Annotated in this window: 15 protein-coding genes; 11 read left to right on the forward strand and 4 right to left on the reverse strand. The window is 70.0% G+C overall.

What is annotated here, in order from left to right:
* Positions 1–62: 62 nt before the first annotated feature.
* Both ADK52_RS06030 and ADK52_RS06035 read right to left on the reverse strand, forming a co-directional pair.
* Positions 63–737, reverse strand: coding sequence for a response regulator (locus ADK52_RS06030; RefSeq protein ID WP_053688739.1), 675 nt, complete (start codon positions 735–737; stop codon positions 63–65).
* Between the two features lie 66 nt (positions 738–803).
* The gene (locus ADK52_RS06035) at positions 804–1,727 is read right to left on the reverse strand and encodes a RecB family exonuclease (RefSeq protein ID WP_199828455.1); all 924 of its coding nucleotides are present in this window, start codon (positions 1,725–1,727) and stop codon (positions 804–806) included.
* A gap of 187 nt (positions 1,728–1,914) precedes the next feature.
* Here ADK52_RS06035 and ADK52_RS06040 point away from each other — a divergent pair, with 187 nt between their 5' ends.
* From ADK52_RS06040 to ADK52_RS06050, 3 genes are all read left to right on the forward strand, one after another.
* The gene (locus ADK52_RS06040) at positions 1,915–3,114 is read left to right on the forward strand and encodes a site-2 protease family protein (protein WP_053688741.1); all 1,200 of its coding nucleotides are present in this window, start codon (positions 1,915–1,917) and stop codon (positions 3,112–3,114) included.
* Positions 3,115–3,132: 18 nt separating this feature from the next.
* Positions 3,133–4,029 carry a tRNA (adenine-N1)-methyltransferase gene (locus ADK52_RS06045; protein ID WP_030157179.1) on the forward strand — a complete coding sequence of 299 codons (897 nt, stop codon included), beginning with the start codon at positions 3,133–3,135 and terminating at the stop codon, positions 4,027–4,029.
* A gap of 211 nt (positions 4,030–4,240) precedes the next feature.
* Entirely contained in the window at positions 4,241–4,852 is a 612-nt protein-coding gene (locus tag ADK52_RS06050) for a hypothetical protein (protein ID WP_053688742.1), read from the forward strand.
* 4 nt (positions 4,853–4,856) lie between these two features.
* Here ADK52_RS06050 and ADK52_RS06055 read toward each other — a convergent pair whose 3' ends face one another.
* The gene (locus tag ADK52_RS06055; RefSeq protein WP_030157182.1) at positions 4,857–5,177 is read right to left on the reverse strand and encodes a ferredoxin; all 321 of its coding nucleotides are present in this window, start codon (positions 5,175–5,177) and stop codon (positions 4,857–4,859) included.
* A gap of 264 nt (positions 5,178–5,441) precedes the next feature.
* Between ADK52_RS06055 and arc the strand changes: the two genes are divergently transcribed.
* The 6 genes from arc to prcA all read left to right on the forward strand — a co-directional run bounded on the left by arc (position 5,442) and on the right by prcA (position 11,240).
* Positions 5,442–7,208 carry a proteasome ATPase gene (gene arc / locus ADK52_RS06060; protein ID WP_030157184.1) on the forward strand — a complete coding sequence of 589 codons (1,767 nt, stop codon included), beginning with the start codon at positions 5,442–5,444 and terminating at the stop codon, positions 7,206–7,208.
* A gap of 248 nt (positions 7,209–7,456) precedes the next feature.
* Positions 7,457–8,968 (forward strand): depupylase/deamidase Dop, encoded by a 1,512-nt coding sequence (gene dop, locus ADK52_RS06065; protein ID WP_053688743.1) that lies wholly within the window; start codon positions 7,457–7,459, stop codon positions 8,966–8,968.
* A gap of 170 nt (positions 8,969–9,138) precedes the next feature.
* A complete protein-coding gene (locus ADK52_RS06070) occupies positions 9,139–9,351 on the forward strand; it encodes a ubiquitin-like protein Pup (protein ID WP_030016348.1) in 213 nt (70 codons plus the stop codon).
* 80 nt (positions 9,352–9,431) lie between these two features.
* Positions 9,432–9,614, forward strand: a complete 183-nt coding sequence (locus ADK52_RS39625; RefSeq protein WP_420714808.1) for an endonuclease domain-containing protein — start codon at positions 9,432–9,434, stop codon at positions 9,612–9,614.
* Positions 9,595–10,434 (forward strand): proteasome subunit beta, encoded by an 840-nt coding sequence (gene prcB, locus ADK52_RS06075; RefSeq protein ID WP_030157189.1) that lies wholly within the window; start codon positions 9,595–9,597, stop codon positions 10,432–10,434. The genes ADK52_RS39625 and prcB overlap by 20 nt, the downstream gene beginning before the upstream one ends.
* A 41-nt stretch (positions 10,435–10,475) precedes the next feature.
* A complete protein-coding gene (prcA, locus tag ADK52_RS06080) occupies positions 10,476–11,240 on the forward strand; it encodes a proteasome subunit alpha (RefSeq protein WP_053688744.1) in 765 nt (254 codons plus the stop codon).
* A gap of 55 nt (positions 11,241–11,295) precedes the next feature.
* Here prcA and ADK52_RS06085 read toward each other — a convergent pair whose 3' ends face one another.
* The gene (locus tag ADK52_RS06085; protein ID WP_053688745.1) at positions 11,296–12,291 is read right to left on the reverse strand and encodes a LacI family DNA-binding transcriptional regulator; all 996 of its coding nucleotides are present in this window, start codon (positions 12,289–12,291) and stop codon (positions 11,296–11,298) included.
* Positions 12,292–12,447: 156 nt separating this feature from the next.
* On the opposite strand from ADK52_RS06085, the gene ADK52_RS06090 reads away from it, so the two are divergent.
* Positions 12,448–13,794: an MFS transporter gene (locus tag ADK52_RS06090; protein ID WP_078988012.1), complete on the forward strand. Its 1,347-nt coding sequence runs from the start codon at positions 12,448–12,450 to the stop codon at positions 13,792–13,794.
* Positions 13,795–13,852: 58 nt separating this feature from the next.
* Complete coding sequence (pafA, locus tag ADK52_RS06095; RefSeq protein ID WP_030157196.1) at positions 13,853–15,214, forward strand: Pup--protein ligase; 1,362 nt, start codon at positions 13,853–13,855, stop codon at positions 15,212–15,214.
* Positions 15,215–15,285 lie beyond the last annotated feature (71 nt).

Below are 15,285 nucleotides of genomic sequence, written 5' to 3' on the forward strand. Positions count from 1 at the left end.
CTGCCGGCCCCTTCGGCCGTACCCGGCGGATGTGGCGGGCGTCGGCGCGCTACGCGGCGCGCTTACGCCCCGGCGCCCGGCCGCACCAGACCGCTCTCGTACGCGTACACCGCCGCCTGGACCCGGTCCCGAAGGCCCAGCTTCGTCAGCACGTGCCCCACGTGCGTCTTCACCGTCGTCTCGCTGACGAACAGGTCCGCCGCGATCTCCGCGTTCGACAGACCGCGCGCCACCAGCTTCAGCACCTCGACCTCCCGCTCGGTCAGCGTGCCCAGCGTGTCCGGCAGGCTCTCCTCGCCCGACGGCAGGTGCCCCGCGTACTTGTCCAGCAGCCGGCGCGTGATGCTCGGCGCCAGCATCGCCTCGCCGCCCGCAACCACCCGGATCGCCTGCACCAGCTCGACGGCCGGCGCGTCCTTCAGCAGGAACCCGCTCGCCCCCGCCCGCAGCGCCTCCACCACGTACTCGTCCAGGTCGAACGTGGTCAGCACGAGCACCTTCGCCGGGCCGTCCCGGCCCGGACCCGTGATCTGCCGGGTCGCCTCCACCCCGTCCATCCGGGGCATCCGGATGTCCATCAGCACCACGTCGGGCTGGAGCGCCCGCACCTGGTCCAGCGCCTGCAGACCGTCCCCGGCCTCGCCGACGACCGCCAGGTCCTGTTCGGCCTCCAGGATCATCCGGAAGCCGGTGCGCAGCAGCGGCTGGTCGTCGACCAGTAGGACGCGGATCGCCACGGTGGGGTACCTCGTATTCGTACGGCGGCATCGACGGACGCCGCCCATTCTGCCCTGACCGGCCCCTCAGGATTCCCCGGCCCCGGGCCCGGCCCCGGCTCCGTCCGCGGCCGCGGGCCTCGGGATGACCACCAGCGGATAGACCGGGGGAGTCCCGCCGAACTCGGGACACACCGCCCGGTGGTCGCACCAGCCGCACAGCTTCGTCGGCCGCGGCCGCCAGTCGCCCGTCTCCGTCGCCTCCTTGATCGCCTCCCACAGCGCCAGCAGCTTGCGCTCCACCCGCTCCAGATCCGCGACCACCGGGTCGTACGTCAGCACGTCCCCACTGCCCAGGTACACCAGCTGCAACCGCCGCGGCACGACCTGCTTCAGCCGCCACACCACCAGCGCGTAGAACTTCATCTGGAACAGCGCGCCCTCGGCGTACTCCGGCCGCGGCGCCTTGCCCGTCTTGTAGTCGACGATCCGCACCTCGCCCGACGGCGCCACGTCCACCCGGTCGATGATCCCGCGCAGCCGCAGCCCCGACTCCAGCTCCGTCTCCACGAAGAACTCCCGCTCCACCGGCTCCAGCCGCGTCGGGTCCTCCAGCGTGAACCACCGCTCCACCAGCGCCTCGGCCTCCGTCAGCCAGCGCGCCAGCCCCGCCCCCTCATCGCCCTCCGGGAACAGCTCCGCCAGCTCCGGCTTCGACTCCAGCAGCCGGTCCCACTGCCCCGGGACCAGCGCCTTGGCCCGCGGCGCCGTCCGCTCCACCGCCGGGTGGTCGAAGAGCCGCTCCAGCACCGCGTGCACCAGGGTGCCCCGCGTCGCCGCCGCACTCGGCTTCTCGGGCAGCTTGTCGATCACCCGGAACCGGTACAGCAGCGGGCACTGCATGAAATCGCTCGCCCGGGAAGGGGAGAGCGAGGAAGGCGCCACAGCGCGCGGCGCTGCGTCGGCATCGGCATCGGTTGCGCCGGGAACCGGACCGGGGCTCGTCGTCATGGACAAAACCCTACGACCCGCCACCGACAGCGCGCGCATACCATCGACGACGGGCCCCCTCGCACTGCATGATCGGAGCATCACACCGCGCTACCGGAGACCCCGCCCCGCACCGAACGTGCACCTGCACCACACTGAGAGAACCGCCGGCCGCAACCCGCCGGACAGCACCGAACGAAGGACAGCCGTGGCAGACACCGACGAAACCGGCGAGCGCGCAGACAAGCGCTCCGGACCGGGCGGCGGAATCCTCATGGGCCGCCCCTTCGGAGTGCCCGTCTACGTCTCGCCCAGCTGGTTCCTCGTCGCCGCCCTCATCACCTGGGTCTTCGGCGACCAGCTCGACCGCGTCCTGCCCGACCTCGGCCCCGCCCGCTACCTCGTCTCCCTCTTCTTCGCCGTCGCCTTCTACGCCTCGGTCCTCGTCCACGAACTCGCCCACACCGTCGCCGCACTGCGCTTCAAACTGCCCGTGCGCCGGATCCAGCTCCAGTTCTTCGGCGGCGTCTCCGAGATCGAGAAGGAGTCCGAGACCCCCGGCCGCGAATTCGTCCTCGCCTTCGTCGGCCCCCTCCTCTCGCTCGTCCTCGCCGGCGCCTTCTACCTCGGCATGGAGCTCGTCGACCCGGCCAGCGTCCCCGGCGTCCTGCTCGCCGGCCTGATGATCTCCAACCTGCTCGTCGCCGCGTTCAACCTGCTCCCCGGCCTCCCGCTCGACGGCGGCCGCATGCTCCGCGCCGTCATCTGGGGCATCACCGGCAAACCCATGACCGGCACCGTCGCCGCCGCCTGGGTCGGCCGCGGCCTCGCCGTCGCCGTCCTCATCGGACTCCCGATGATCACCCACACCGGCGTCCTCGGCACCCGCACGGACGACATCGGTGGCATGAACACCGTCATGGACGCCCTGCTCGCCGCGATCCTCGCCGCCATCATCTGGACCGGCGCCGGCAACAGCCTGCGCATGGCCCGCCTGCGCGAACACCTCCCCGAACTGCACGCCCGCACCCTCACCCGGCGCGCCGTCCCCGTCGAGAACGCCACCCCCCTCTCCGAGGCCCTGCGCCGCGCCAACGCCCACGGCGCCCGCGCCATCGTCGTCGTCGACGGCCACGGCGACCCCCTCTCCATCGTCCGCGAGAGCGCCATCGCCTCCGTCCCCGAACACCGCCGCCCCTGGGTCGCGGTGAGCACCCTCGCCCAGGAGCTCACCGACGGGATGAGGCTCTCCGCCGAACTCTCCGGGGAGGAACTCCTCGACCACCTCCGCGCCACCCCCGCCACCGAGTACCTCGTGCTCGAACCCGGCGGCGAGATCTACGGCGTCCTGTCCACCCTCGACGTGGAGAAGGCCTTCGTGAAGGCCATGGCGCGGCCCCAGTCCTGAAGCCAATACACTGGTCACATGTCCGAACCGACCGGTGCCGCCCGCCGACGCGGGCCCTTCGAGGTCGGGGACCAGGTTCAGCTCACCGACCCCAAGGGCCGCCACTACACGTTCACGCTCGAAGCCGGGAAGAATTTCCACACCCACAAGGGTTCCTTCCCGCACGACGAGCTGATCGGCTCCCCCGAAGGAAGCGTCGTCCGTACCACGGGCAACGTCGCCTACCTCGCGCTGCGTCCCCTGCTCCCCGACTATGTCCTGTCCATGCCCCGCGGCGCCGCCGTGGTCTACCCCAAGGACGCCGGCCAGATCCTGGCCTTCGCCGACATCTTCCCCGGCGCCCGCGTCGTGGAAGCGGGGGTGGGCTCCGGCTCCCTGAGCAGCTTCCTGCTGCGCGCCATCGGCGACCAGGGCATGCTCCACAGCTACGAGCGCCGCGCGGACTTCGCCGAGATCGCCACCGCGAACGTCGAGCGCTACTTCGGCGGCCCGCACCCCGCGTGGCAGCTGACCGTCGGCGACCTCCAGGACAACCTGTCCGACACCGACGTCGACCGCGTGATCCTCGACATGCTCGCCCCCTGGGAGTGCCTGGAGGCCGTCTCCAAGGCGCTGGTCCCCGGCGGCATCCTGTGCTGCTACGTGGCCACCACCACCCAGCTCTCCAAGACGGTCGAGTCCATCCGCGAGATCGGCTGCTTCGCCGAGCCGCAGCCCTGGGAATCGATGATCCGCAACTGGCACGTCGAGGGCCTCGCGGTCCGGCCGGACCACCGGATGATCGGCCACACCGGCTTCCTCGTCACCGCCCGCCGCCTCGCCGACGGGGTCGAGCCCCCCATGCGCCGCCGCCGCCCCGCCAAGGGCGCCTACGGCGAGGACTACGACGGACCCGGCAGCGACCGCTCCGCCTAGACGACGGCGAGGCCGCCCGGCCGACCCAACACCAAGGCGCTGTGGCGCAGTTCCCCGGACGAACCGGGAACTGCGCCACAGCGCCTTTTCGTTGTCCCACCGGACGCCCCCCATACCGGCCCCAGCCGACACGGACCCGGCCGTTCCACCCCGGTGTGAGGTGTGGCACGATGCTGGCTCCCCGTCACCCTTCGCACAGGAGACACCCCGCGTGCCGCACCGCCCCGCCGAGCTGACGCCGACACCGGAATTCCTGGGCCACAGCAGCGCCAGGCCCCTCCACTGGCTCGCCACGGCCACCGCCATGGCCGCCGTCGTAGCCGCCGCGGGACTCATCCAGCCGGACACGGCCGCGGGCGGCCCCGCCGGCCCCGCGCACTCCTCCGCGGCCCCCGCGAGCGGCCCGCAGGCCGCCGCCCCCGACCCGGCCGCGGTCACGTACCCGCTGGACTGCAAGGGCCTCCCGACGGCCGTCACGGCCACCGCCCAGGGCGATCTCGACGGCGACGGCCGCCCCGAGACCGTGGCCGCCGTCCGCTGCGACGCCGGATCCGGCACCCCGCCCCACGCGATCTACGTACTCGCACAGGACAAGACCCCCGGCGCGACGCCGAGGGTCGTGGCCACCCTGCTGGAGGCCGGGAAGAGGCAGACCGCCACCGATCTCACGATCCGCGACGGAGTCGTCACCGCCAGCCTCCTCGGTTACTCCTCGCCCCAGGTGCCCCGCTACAGCCCCGACGTGAAACAGCTCGCCAAGTGGCGCTGGAGCGGCGGAAAATTCCGCCAGGAGCTGACGAACTCAGACGCCAGGAGTGTTTGAACCGTCACTCCGCGTCCGGACCGAAGACCTCGACCCTGTCCGAAACGCGCCTTACGTGGATGCAGTCACCCGGGCATTCCTTCGCCGAGTCGACCACGTCCTGCAGCAGCGTCAGGGGAACCGGAGTCGTCGCCCCCGCCTCCACCAGAAGCTCGTCCTCAGGGCTCTTCACGTACGCCAGACCATCGATGTCCAGCTCGAACACCTCCGGCGCGTACTGCACACAGATGCCGTCACCGGTGCACAGGTCCTGGTCGATCCAGACCTCGAGCGGCTCGCCGGCCTGCCCGGCACCACCCGTGGGAGCCTCCTGCTGCACGGTCATATCTCCTGCCGTTCCCTGTGCTCAGTGATCCGTTTCCGCCACGAGCCGCGGCAAGTCGCGCGAGCCCTGACGGGTGTTGAACAGTTCGACCTTACAACCGGCCGCTTTCCGATGTTGATGGGTGGGTATTTCCTTGGCGTGAGGGAGTACGCAAGGGTGAAGATCGGACACACCTCTACCGTCTTTGTGATCTAGGGGTTTCAATCACCACCAGCCCAGGTAGGGTCAGGAAGCGTCCAGCTCCCCTTGGAGGAGGTGAGGACCGTGGCAGCCCACGACGACGACATCAACCGCGGCATCCGGCCGGGGCGAGGGTCTGAGGACCCCGCCGGTCAGGTTGCCTATCTCGAGCAGGAAATCGCCGTCCTGCGACGTAAGCTCGCCGACTCTCCGCGACACACGAGGATTCTCGAAGAGCGGATCGTCGAGCTCCAGACAAACCTGGCCGGCGTCTCCGCGCAAAACGAGCGACTGGCAAATACGCTCCGTGAGGCCCGCGACCAGATCGTCGCCCTCAAGGAGGAAGTCGACCGGCTCGCGCAGCCGCCGGCCGGCTTCGGTGTCTTCCTTCAGGCGAACGAAGACGGCACCGTCGACATCTTCACCGGCGGCCGAAAGCTCCGCGTGAACGTCAGCCCCAGCGTCGAACCGGAAGACCTCCGGCGCGGCCAGGAGGTCATGCTCAACGAGGCCCTCAACGTGGTCGAGGCCATGGAGTTCGAACGGGCCGGGGACATCGTCACCCTCAAGGAGATCCTCGAGGACGGCGAGCGCGCCCTGGTGGTCGGGCACACCGACGAGGAAAGGGTGGTGAGGCTCGCCGAGCCGCTCCTGGACATCACCATCCGCCCCGGCGACGCCCTCCTGCTCGAGCCCCGCTCCGGCTACGTCTACGAGGTGGTCCCCAAGAGCGAGGTCGAGGACCTGGTCCTCGAAGAGGTCCCGGACATCGACTACGACAAGATCGGCGGCCTGGGCGACCAGATCGAGCTGATCCGCGACGCGGTCGAGCTCCCGTACCTCTACCCCGACCTCTTCAAGGAACACGAACTGCGGCCCCCGAAGGGCATCCTGCTCTACGGCCCTCCCGGCTGCGGCAAGACGCTCATCGCCAAGGCAGTGGCCAACTCCCTTGCCAAGAAGGTCGCCGAGGTGACCGGACAGGCCCAGGGCAAGTCCTACTTCCTGAACATCAAGGGCCCCGAACTCCTCAACAAGTACGTCGGCGAGACCGAGCGGCACATCCGCCTCGTCTTCCAGCGTGCCCGTGAGAAGGCCAGCGAGGGCACCCCCGTCATCGTCTTCTTCGACGAGATGGAATCCCTCTTCCGCACCCGCGGATCCGGAGTCAGCTCGGACGTGGAGAACACCATCGTCCCCCAGCTGCTCGCCGAGATCGACGGTGTGGAGGGCCTGGAGAACGTCATCGTGATCGGCGCCTCCAACCGCGAGGACATGATCGACCCGGCCATCCTGCGCCCCGGCCGGCTCGACGTGAAGATCAAGATCGAGCGCCCCGACGCCGAAGCGGCGAAGGACATCTTCGCCAAGTACCTCAAGGCCTCGCTGCCGCTCCACAGCGACGACCTCACCGAGCACTCCGGCTCGCCCGAGGTCGCCGTTCACAGCATGATCCAGACCGTCGTCGAGCAGATGTACGCCGAAACCGAGGAAAACCGCTTCCTCGAGGTCACGTACGCCAACGGCGACAAGGAAGTCCTGTACTTCAAGGACTTCAACTCCGGCGCCATGATCCAGAACATCGTGGACCGGGCGAAGAAGATGGCCATCAAGGCCTTCCTGGAGCACAACCAGAAGGGCCTGCGCGTCTCCCACCTCCTCCAGGCCTGCGTGGACGAGTTCAAGGAGAACGAGGACCTGCCCAACACCACCAACCCGGACGACTGGGCCCGGATCTCCGGCAAGAAGGGCGAGCGGATCGTATTCATCCGCACGCTCGTCACCGGAAAGCAGGGCGCGGACACCGGACGCTCCATCGACACGGTGGCGAACACCGGTCAGTACCTCTGATCGACCAGGGCGGCTGCGGATGCCCTCCCCGGGCACCCGCAGCCGACTGCTTTACCGACTGTCCTTTTCAGCCGGTGACGGGGTGAAGTCAATGACTGAAATGATCTCCCCACCAGCGCGGAGTGGTTCTAGGCTCTTCCGTACCGCCGGTCGCGCAGTGCGGGGACGGGCACCGCACACGCACCGGAGCACCAGCGGTACTTGAGCGCCGCTCCCGAACGGGAGCGCCGCCGGGCAAGGAGGGCCGCATGACCGTACGGCGAGTAATGGGAATCGAGACGGAGTACGGGATCTCCGTCCCGGGGCACCCGAACGCCAATGCCATGCTCACCTCGTCCCAGATCGTCAACGCCTACGCGGCGGCGATGCACCGGGCGCGCCGCGCCCGCTGGGACTTCGAGGAGGAGAACCCGCTGCGGGACGCCCGCGGCTTCGACCTCGCCCGCGAGGCCGCCGACAACAGCCAGCTCACCGACGAGGACATCGGCCTCGCCAACGTCATCCTCACCAACGGTGCACGGCTCTACGTCGACCACGCGCACCCCGAGTACAGCTCTCCGGAGATCACCAACCCGCTCGACGCAGTCCTCTGGGACAAGGCCGGCGAGCGGATCATGGCCGAGGCCGCCGTACGGGCCGCCCAGCTCCCCGGCGCCCAGCCCATCCACCTGTACAAGAACAACACCGACAACAAGGGCGCCTCCTACGGCACGCACGAGAACTACCTGATGAAGCGGGAAACCCCCTTCTCGGAGATCGTGCGCCACCTGACCCCCTTCTTCGTCTCCCGCCAGGTCGTGACCGGCGCGGGGCGCGTGGGGATCGGCCAGGACGGCCGCGAGCACGGCTTCCAGATCAGCCAGCGCGCGGACTACTTCGAGGTCGAGGTCGGCCTGGAGACGACGCTCAAGCGGCCCATCATCAACACGCGCGACGAGCCGCACTCGGACGCCGAGAAGTACCGCCGGCTCCACGTGATCATCGGCGACGCGAACCTCTCGGAGATCTCGACCTACCTCAAGCTCGGCACCACCGCCCTCGTCCTCTCGATGATCGAGGACTCGTTCATCAACGTCGACCTGGCCGTGGACCAGCCCGTGCGGACCCTGCACCAGGTCTCCCACGACCCCGATCTGCACCACCTGATCACGCTGCGCAGCGGCCGCACGCTGACCGCCGTACAACTCCAGATGGAGTACTTCGAGCTGGCCAGGAAGTACGTGGACGAGCGTTTCGGCTCCGACGCGGACGAGCAGACCAAGGACGTGCTGGCCCGCTGGGAGGACGTGCTGGGCCGGCTGGAGAGCGACCCGATGAGCCTGTCGGGGGAGCTGGACTGGATCGCGAAGCGCGAGATCCTGGAGGGCTACCGGCGGCGGGACGGGCTCGGCTGGGACGCCGCCCGGCTCCACCTGGTGGACCTCCAGTACGCGGACGTGAGGCCCGAGAAGGGCCTGTACAACCGCCTGGTGGCCCGCGGCAAGATGAAGCGGCTGGTGGAGGAGCCGGCGGTGGAGCGCGCGCAGGGCAAGCCTCCGGAGGACACCCGGGCCTACTTCCGGGGCCGGTGCCTGGAGCAGTACGCGGACGACGTGGCCGCGGCCTCGTGGGACTCGGTGATCTTCGACCTCCCGGGCCGTGACTCGCTCCAGCGGGTCCCGACGCTGGAACCCCTGCGGGGTACCCGCAAGCACGTGAAGGAGCTCCTGGACCGCTGCCGCACGGCGGAGGACCTGGTGCGGGTACTGAGCGGGAACTGAGGGCTGAAAAGTCCCCGGTCCGGGAATCATGAAGTCAGCCGCACGTTGTGAAAGTGCGGGGACGAATGCCGGGCCCTCCTTGTAGGGTCCGACGTAGGGTCTGATCTTGAGAGATCCCGATCCCGGGGTCTCTCGACATGAGCGCGCGAACCGAGCGGGGTGAGGTAGACATGGCGACCAAGGACACCGGCGGCGGACAGCAGAAGGCGACTCGCTCGACCGAGGAGGTCGAGGAGGCGGCGGTCGAGGAATCGACCGACCTCAAGGAGCGCCAGGAAAAGCTCTCCGACGACGTCGACTCCGTACTCGACGAAATCGACGACGTACTTGAAGAGAACGCCGAGGACTTCGTGCGGTCCTTCGTGCAAAAGGGTGGCCAGTAAGGCCTCTTTGCCTTCGATTCGAAGGTGATGGTAGGAGATGGCCAGGCTGGGAGCGGAGCGAAAATCGCGCGCCCGATGCGGTGGGCAGAAGCCGCGTCGGGCGTTCGATCCCGCAGGTTGATCGTCGCCGTGGGACGGGTAGGGTCCGTGGCGTACTTTGCATCAACTGCAATTCAGGTCTTGGCGTGTTGAAAGACAACCCCGACCGCATGCGTCGGGCCGCCGCATATTTGGAGGGAACGCGTGGAAGCCAACACTCGTAGCACGGGGCGGCTGCCGGCAGCCTTCCTGACACCGGGTTCGTCGTCGTTCATGGACTTCCTCGGGGCGCATTCGCCCGAGATGCTGCCGGGGAACCGGAAGCTGCCCGAGGGGGTCGTCGAGGCGCCGCACGGGACGACCATCGTCGCCACCACCTTCCCCGGTGGTGTCGTGCTCGCCGGTGACCGGCGGGCGACCATGGGGAACATGATCGCGCAGCGGGACATCGAGAAGGTGTTCCCGGCCGACGAGTACTCCGCGGTGGGCATCGCCGGTACGGCCGGCCTGGCCGTGGAGATGGTGAAGCTGTTCCAGCTGGAGCTGGAGCACTTCGAGAAGGTGGAGGGGGCGACCCTCTCCCTGGAGGGCAAGGCCAACCGGCTCTCCACCATGATCCGGAGCAATCTGGGGATGGCCATGCAGGGGCTCGCGGTCGTGCCGCTCTTCGCGGGGTGGGACGAGGGCAAGGAGAAGGGCCGGATCTTCTCCTACGACGTGACCGGCGGCCGCTCCGAGGAGCACGGCTTCGCCGCCACCGGTTCCGGCTCGATCTTCGCGCGCGGGTCCATGAAGAAGCTGTACCGCCCCGACCTGACGGAGGAGCAGGCCACCACCCTCGTCGTGCAGGCGCTGTACGACGCCGCCGACGACGACTCGGCGACCGGTGGACCGGACCTGTACCGCCACATCTATCCGATCGTCACCGTCATCACGGACGAGGGCTTCCGCAGGCTGACGGACGAGGAGTCGCAGGAACTCGCCCGCAGCGTCACCAACCGGCGGCTCGAGCAGCCCGACGGGCCGCGCGCGGCCCTGCTCTGACCAGTCCTCCTCGTCGCCCAGAAGAAAGGGACGGATAACCGGTGTCGACTCCGTTCTACGTCTCACCCCAGCAGGCCATGGCCGACCGGGCGGAATACGCCCGGAAGGGCATCGCCCGCGGTCGCAGCCTTGTCGTGCTGCAGTACGCCGACGGCATCGTGTTCGTCGGCGAGAACCCCTCCCGCGCGCTGCACAAGTTCAGCGAGATCTACGACCGGATCGGCTTCGCGGCCGCCGGCAAGTACAACGAGTACGAGAACCTGCGGATCGGCGGCGTGCGCTACGCCGATCTGCGCGGATACACCTACGACCGTGACGATGTGACGGCCCGTGGGCTGGCCAACGTCTACGCGCAGACGCTCGGCACGATCTTCTCCAGTGCCGGCGAGAAGCCGTACGAGGTCGAGCTGGTCGTGGCCGAGGTCGGTGCGACGGCCGCGGGCGACCAGATCTACCGGCTGCCGCACGACGGTTCGATCGTGGACGAGCACGGCTCGGTCGCGGTCGGCGGCAACGCCGAGCAGATCAGCACGTACATGGACCAGCGGCACCGGGACGGGATGACCCTGTCCGAGGCGCTGAAGCTGGCGGTGCAGGCGCTGTCCAGCCAGGCGAACGGTGCGGACAAGACGATCCCGGCGGAGCGGCTGGAGGTCGCGGTGCTGGACCGGACGCGGGCCCAGCAGCGGAAGTTCAAGCGGATCCGGGGCCGGCAGCTGTCGCGGCTGCTGGAGGCCGATGTCACGGCGGCCGTGCAGGCCGATGCCGTGTCGAACGACGAGGCTCCCGAGGACGATTCCGAGTAGGGGTCCACGCGCGCACGGCGCCCCCGGCCATCCGGCCGGGGGCGCCTTCGCGTTCTCAGGCCGGAGCCGGGCCGGTGGAGGCGCGGACGACCAGGTCGACCGGGAGGTCGGGGGCGGTCCAGGGGGCGCCGTCCAGGACGGCGAGGAGGGCGGTCATGCCCTGTTCGCCGACGCGTTCGGCGGGGAGGTGGACGGTGGTGAGCTCGGGTTCGACGGCGGTGGCGAGGGCGAGGTCGTCGACGCCGGTGACGGAGAGGTCCTCGGGGACGCGCAGGCCCAGGCGCCGGGCGGCCTTGCAGGCGCCGGCGGCGAGGATGTCGTCGTCGCAGACGACGGCCGTGGGCCGGCTCCCGGGGGCCGCGAGGGCCGCCTCCATGGCCGTACGGGCCTCGGCGACGGTGAGCGGGGCCCGTACGGTGCGCAGCTCGGCGTGGGGCGCCAGCAGGGCGGCCAGGGCCTCGGCGCGGACGTCGAAGGTCCAGGAGTCGACGGCGGAGGCGAGGTGGAGGACGCGGCGGTGGCCGAGCGCGAGGAGGTGTTCGGTGACCTGGCGCATGCCGTCGGCCATGGCCAGGTTGACGTGGGCGGCGGCGCGTCCGGCGGTGGGGTCGCTGTCGAGCATGACGAGGGGGAGTTCGGCGTCGCCGATGGCGTCGAGGGCGTGGGCGGCCATGGAGGAGGCGATGACCCCGTCGAGGGCGGCGCGGGCGGAGGCGAAGGGGTCGCGGGCGGGGCCGGTGCCGTCGGGGGAGGGGTAGAGGACGACGCCGAAGCCGTGTTCGGCGGCGATGCGGGCGGCGCCGGTGTAGACGCGGGCGAAGAACTCGTTGGTGAGGGCGGGGACGACGAGGAGGGCGGTGCGGGTGGAGCCGAGGCGGAGGTTGCGGGCGGCGAGGTTGGGGCGGTAGCCGAGGGTGGTGGCGGCTTCACGGACCAGGCCGGCGGTGCGTTCGGAGACGCGGCCGCGCCACTTGTCGCCGAGGACGAGGGAGACGGTGGCCTGTGAGACCCCGGCGGCGGTGGCCACGTCCCGGCTGGTGGGTCTCGTCACACGGTGCTCCTGTAGTGCGAGGTCGTACGGGGTCGGCGGGGGCGCGGCGGTCTCTCGGGTGGACCCCCGCGGTGTGGCCATGGTACGTATGACGGGTCACGTTATACGTATTACCTTGATTGCTCCCGGCGGGATTCCGGGCAGAAGGGGGCCGTCATGGCCGCGGGATACGCGGAGCTGCTCAGGACCCGGCACGCCGCGAGGCTGCTGGCGGGCACGCTCATAGGCCGGCTGCCGAACGGCACCGGGCCGATCGCGATCGTGCTGTTCACCCGGGCCGAGGGCGGCAGCTACAGCCTGGCGGGCGCTCTGGCGGCCGTGTACGGGCTGGCCAATGCGGTGGGGCAGCCGCTGCTGGGGCGGGCCGTCGACCTGTTCGGGCAGCCGCGGGTGCAGCTGCCGGCCGCGGTGGTGTCCGCGCTGGGCATGGTGTGGCTGGCGGTGGCGGGCACCGGGTCGCCGGTGGCCGCGTACGGCGCCGTGGTGGTCGCGGGGCTCTTCACGCCGCCGCTGGAGGGCGGGCTGCGGGCGCTGTGGCCGGGTGTGCTCGGCGGCAAGGAGGAGCGGGTGCACGCCGCGTACGCCATGGACGCGGTGGCCCAGGAGGTCATGTTCACGGTCGGTCCGCTGCTGGTGACGCTGTTCGTGGCGCTGTGGGACCCGGCGGTGGCGCTGCTGGTGATCAATGCCATCGGTGTGCTGGGTGCGCTGTCGGTGGTGGTGTCGGAGCCCTCGCGCAGCTGGCGTTCGGAGCCGCGCGAGGCGCACTGGCTGGGCGCGCTGCGTGCGCCGGGGCTGCTGGCGCTGCTGGGTTCGTTCTTCTTCGTGGGCGGGGCGCTGGGTTCGATCACGGTGGCGGGTGTGGCGTACGCCGATGACCACGGGAACCAGGCGGTGTACGGCTGGCTGATGGCGGCGCTGGGTCTGGGCGCGCTGCTCGGCGGGGTGACGTACGGGGCCCGGCAGTGGGCGGGCGCGCCGGAGCGGCGGCTGCGGCTGCTGGTGGCGCTGCTGGCGGTCTGCTACCTGCCGCTGATGCTGGTTCCGGGCCCGGTGGCGATGGCGGGGCTGGCGGCGCTGGCGGGCGTGTTCCTGGCGCCCGCGCTGGCCTGTGCGTTCATCGTCGTGGACCGGCACGCTCCGGCGGGGACGGTGACGGAGGCGTTCTCGTGGCTGGTGACGTTCTTCGGGGTGGGCGCGGCGATCGGTACGGCCGCGGCCGGCCCGGCGGTGGAACTGGGCGGTACGGCGAGCGGGTTCGGCGTGGCGAGCGTCGCCGGTGCGGCGGCGCTGCTGGTGCTGACGGCCACTCAGCGGATCCTGGCCGCTCCCGGCCGCACCCGGACGGTGACGGGTTCGCCGTCGGGATCCGAGGCGGGAGCCGATGGAGGCAGGGACGCGGTCGCGGGCGCGGGCACGGACGCGGGCACTGACGGAGCCGCAGGCGGGGGTGCGCCGGAGGGTCCGGCGGGCGGTCCGGCGGAGCGGCTCGTCGGCACCTGATCGAAACGGCGTTCACGAACCCGGTTTCAGAACAGTGCGGAAGGCGTAATGTTCAGTCATGGACCGCCGCATTTTCGGGCTGGAGAACGAGTACGGCGTCACGTGCACGTTCAGGGGACAGCGCCGACTGTCTCCTGACGAAGTGGCGCGCTACCTCTTCCGCCGTGTTGTGTCATGGGGCCGCAGCAGCAATGTCTTCCTGCGGAACGGCGCCCGCCTGTACCTCGACGTGGGTTCGCATCCGGAATATGCAACTCCCGAATGTGACAACGTGACGGAACTCGTCACGCACGACAAGGCGGGCGAGCGCATTCTCGAAGGTCTGCTCGTCGATGCCGAACGCCGCCTGCACGAGGAGGGAATCGCGGGCGACGTCTATCTCTTCAAGAACAACACCGACTCGGCGGGCAACTCGTACGGCTGCCACGAGAACTATCTGGTGGCCCGGCACGGGGAATTCTCCCGCCTGGCGGACATCCTCATTCCGTTCCTCGTCACGCGCCAGCTGATCTGCGGCGCGGGCAAGGTGCTGCAGACCCCCCGGGGCGCGGTCTACTGCGTGAGCCAGCGGGCCGAGCACATCTGGGAGGGCGTCAGCTCCGCGACGACCCGCTCGCGGCCGATCATCAACACCCGGGACGAGCCGCACGCGGACGCCGAGCGCTACCGCCGCCTGCACGTGATCGTCGGGGACTCGAACATGTCCGAGACGACCATGCTGCTCAAGGTCGGGGCCACCGACCTGGTGCTGCGCATGATCGAGGCGGGCACGGTGATGCGGGACCTGACGCTGGAGAACCCGATCCGGGCGATCCGCGAGGTCAGCCACGACATCACGGGCCAGCGCAAGGTGCGCCTGGCGAGCGGCCGCGAGGCCTCGGCCCTGGAGATCCAGCGCGAGTACTACGACAAGGCCGTGGACTTTGCCGAGCGCCGGGGGATCCGTACCGGCACGGTGGACCAGGTGCTGGAGCTGTGGGGCCGCACCCTCGACGCGATCGACGCGGAGGACCTGGACCGGATCGGGACCGAGATCGACTGGGTCATGAAGTACCAGCTGATCGAGCGGTACCGGGCCAAGCACGGCATGACCATGTCGAACCCGCGCGTGGCCCAGATAGACCTCGCGTACCACGACATCCACCGCCGGCGCGGTCTGTACTACCTGCTGGAGCGCAAGGGGCAGGCGGCACGGATCTGCAACGACCTCAAGATCTTCGAGGGCAAGTCGGTGCCCCCGCAGACCACGAGGGCGCGGCTGCGCGGCGATTTCATCCGCCGGGCGCAGGAGCAGCGGCGGGACTTCACGGTCGACTGGGTGCATCTCAAGCTGAACGACCAGGCGCAGCGGACCGTGCTGTGCAAGGACCCGTTCCGGTCGGTGGACGACCGGGTGGAGAAGCTGATCGCCGGGATGTGAGATCGCGCTGATCTCGTGCAGGGCCCCGTACGGATCTCGTACGGGGCCCTGCGCACGCCTTAGAGTGGCGT

Source organism: Streptomyces sp. WM6372, assembly GCF_001279655.1.
Classification (GTDB): Bacteria; Actinomycetota; Actinomycetes; order Streptomycetales; family Streptomycetaceae; genus Streptomyces.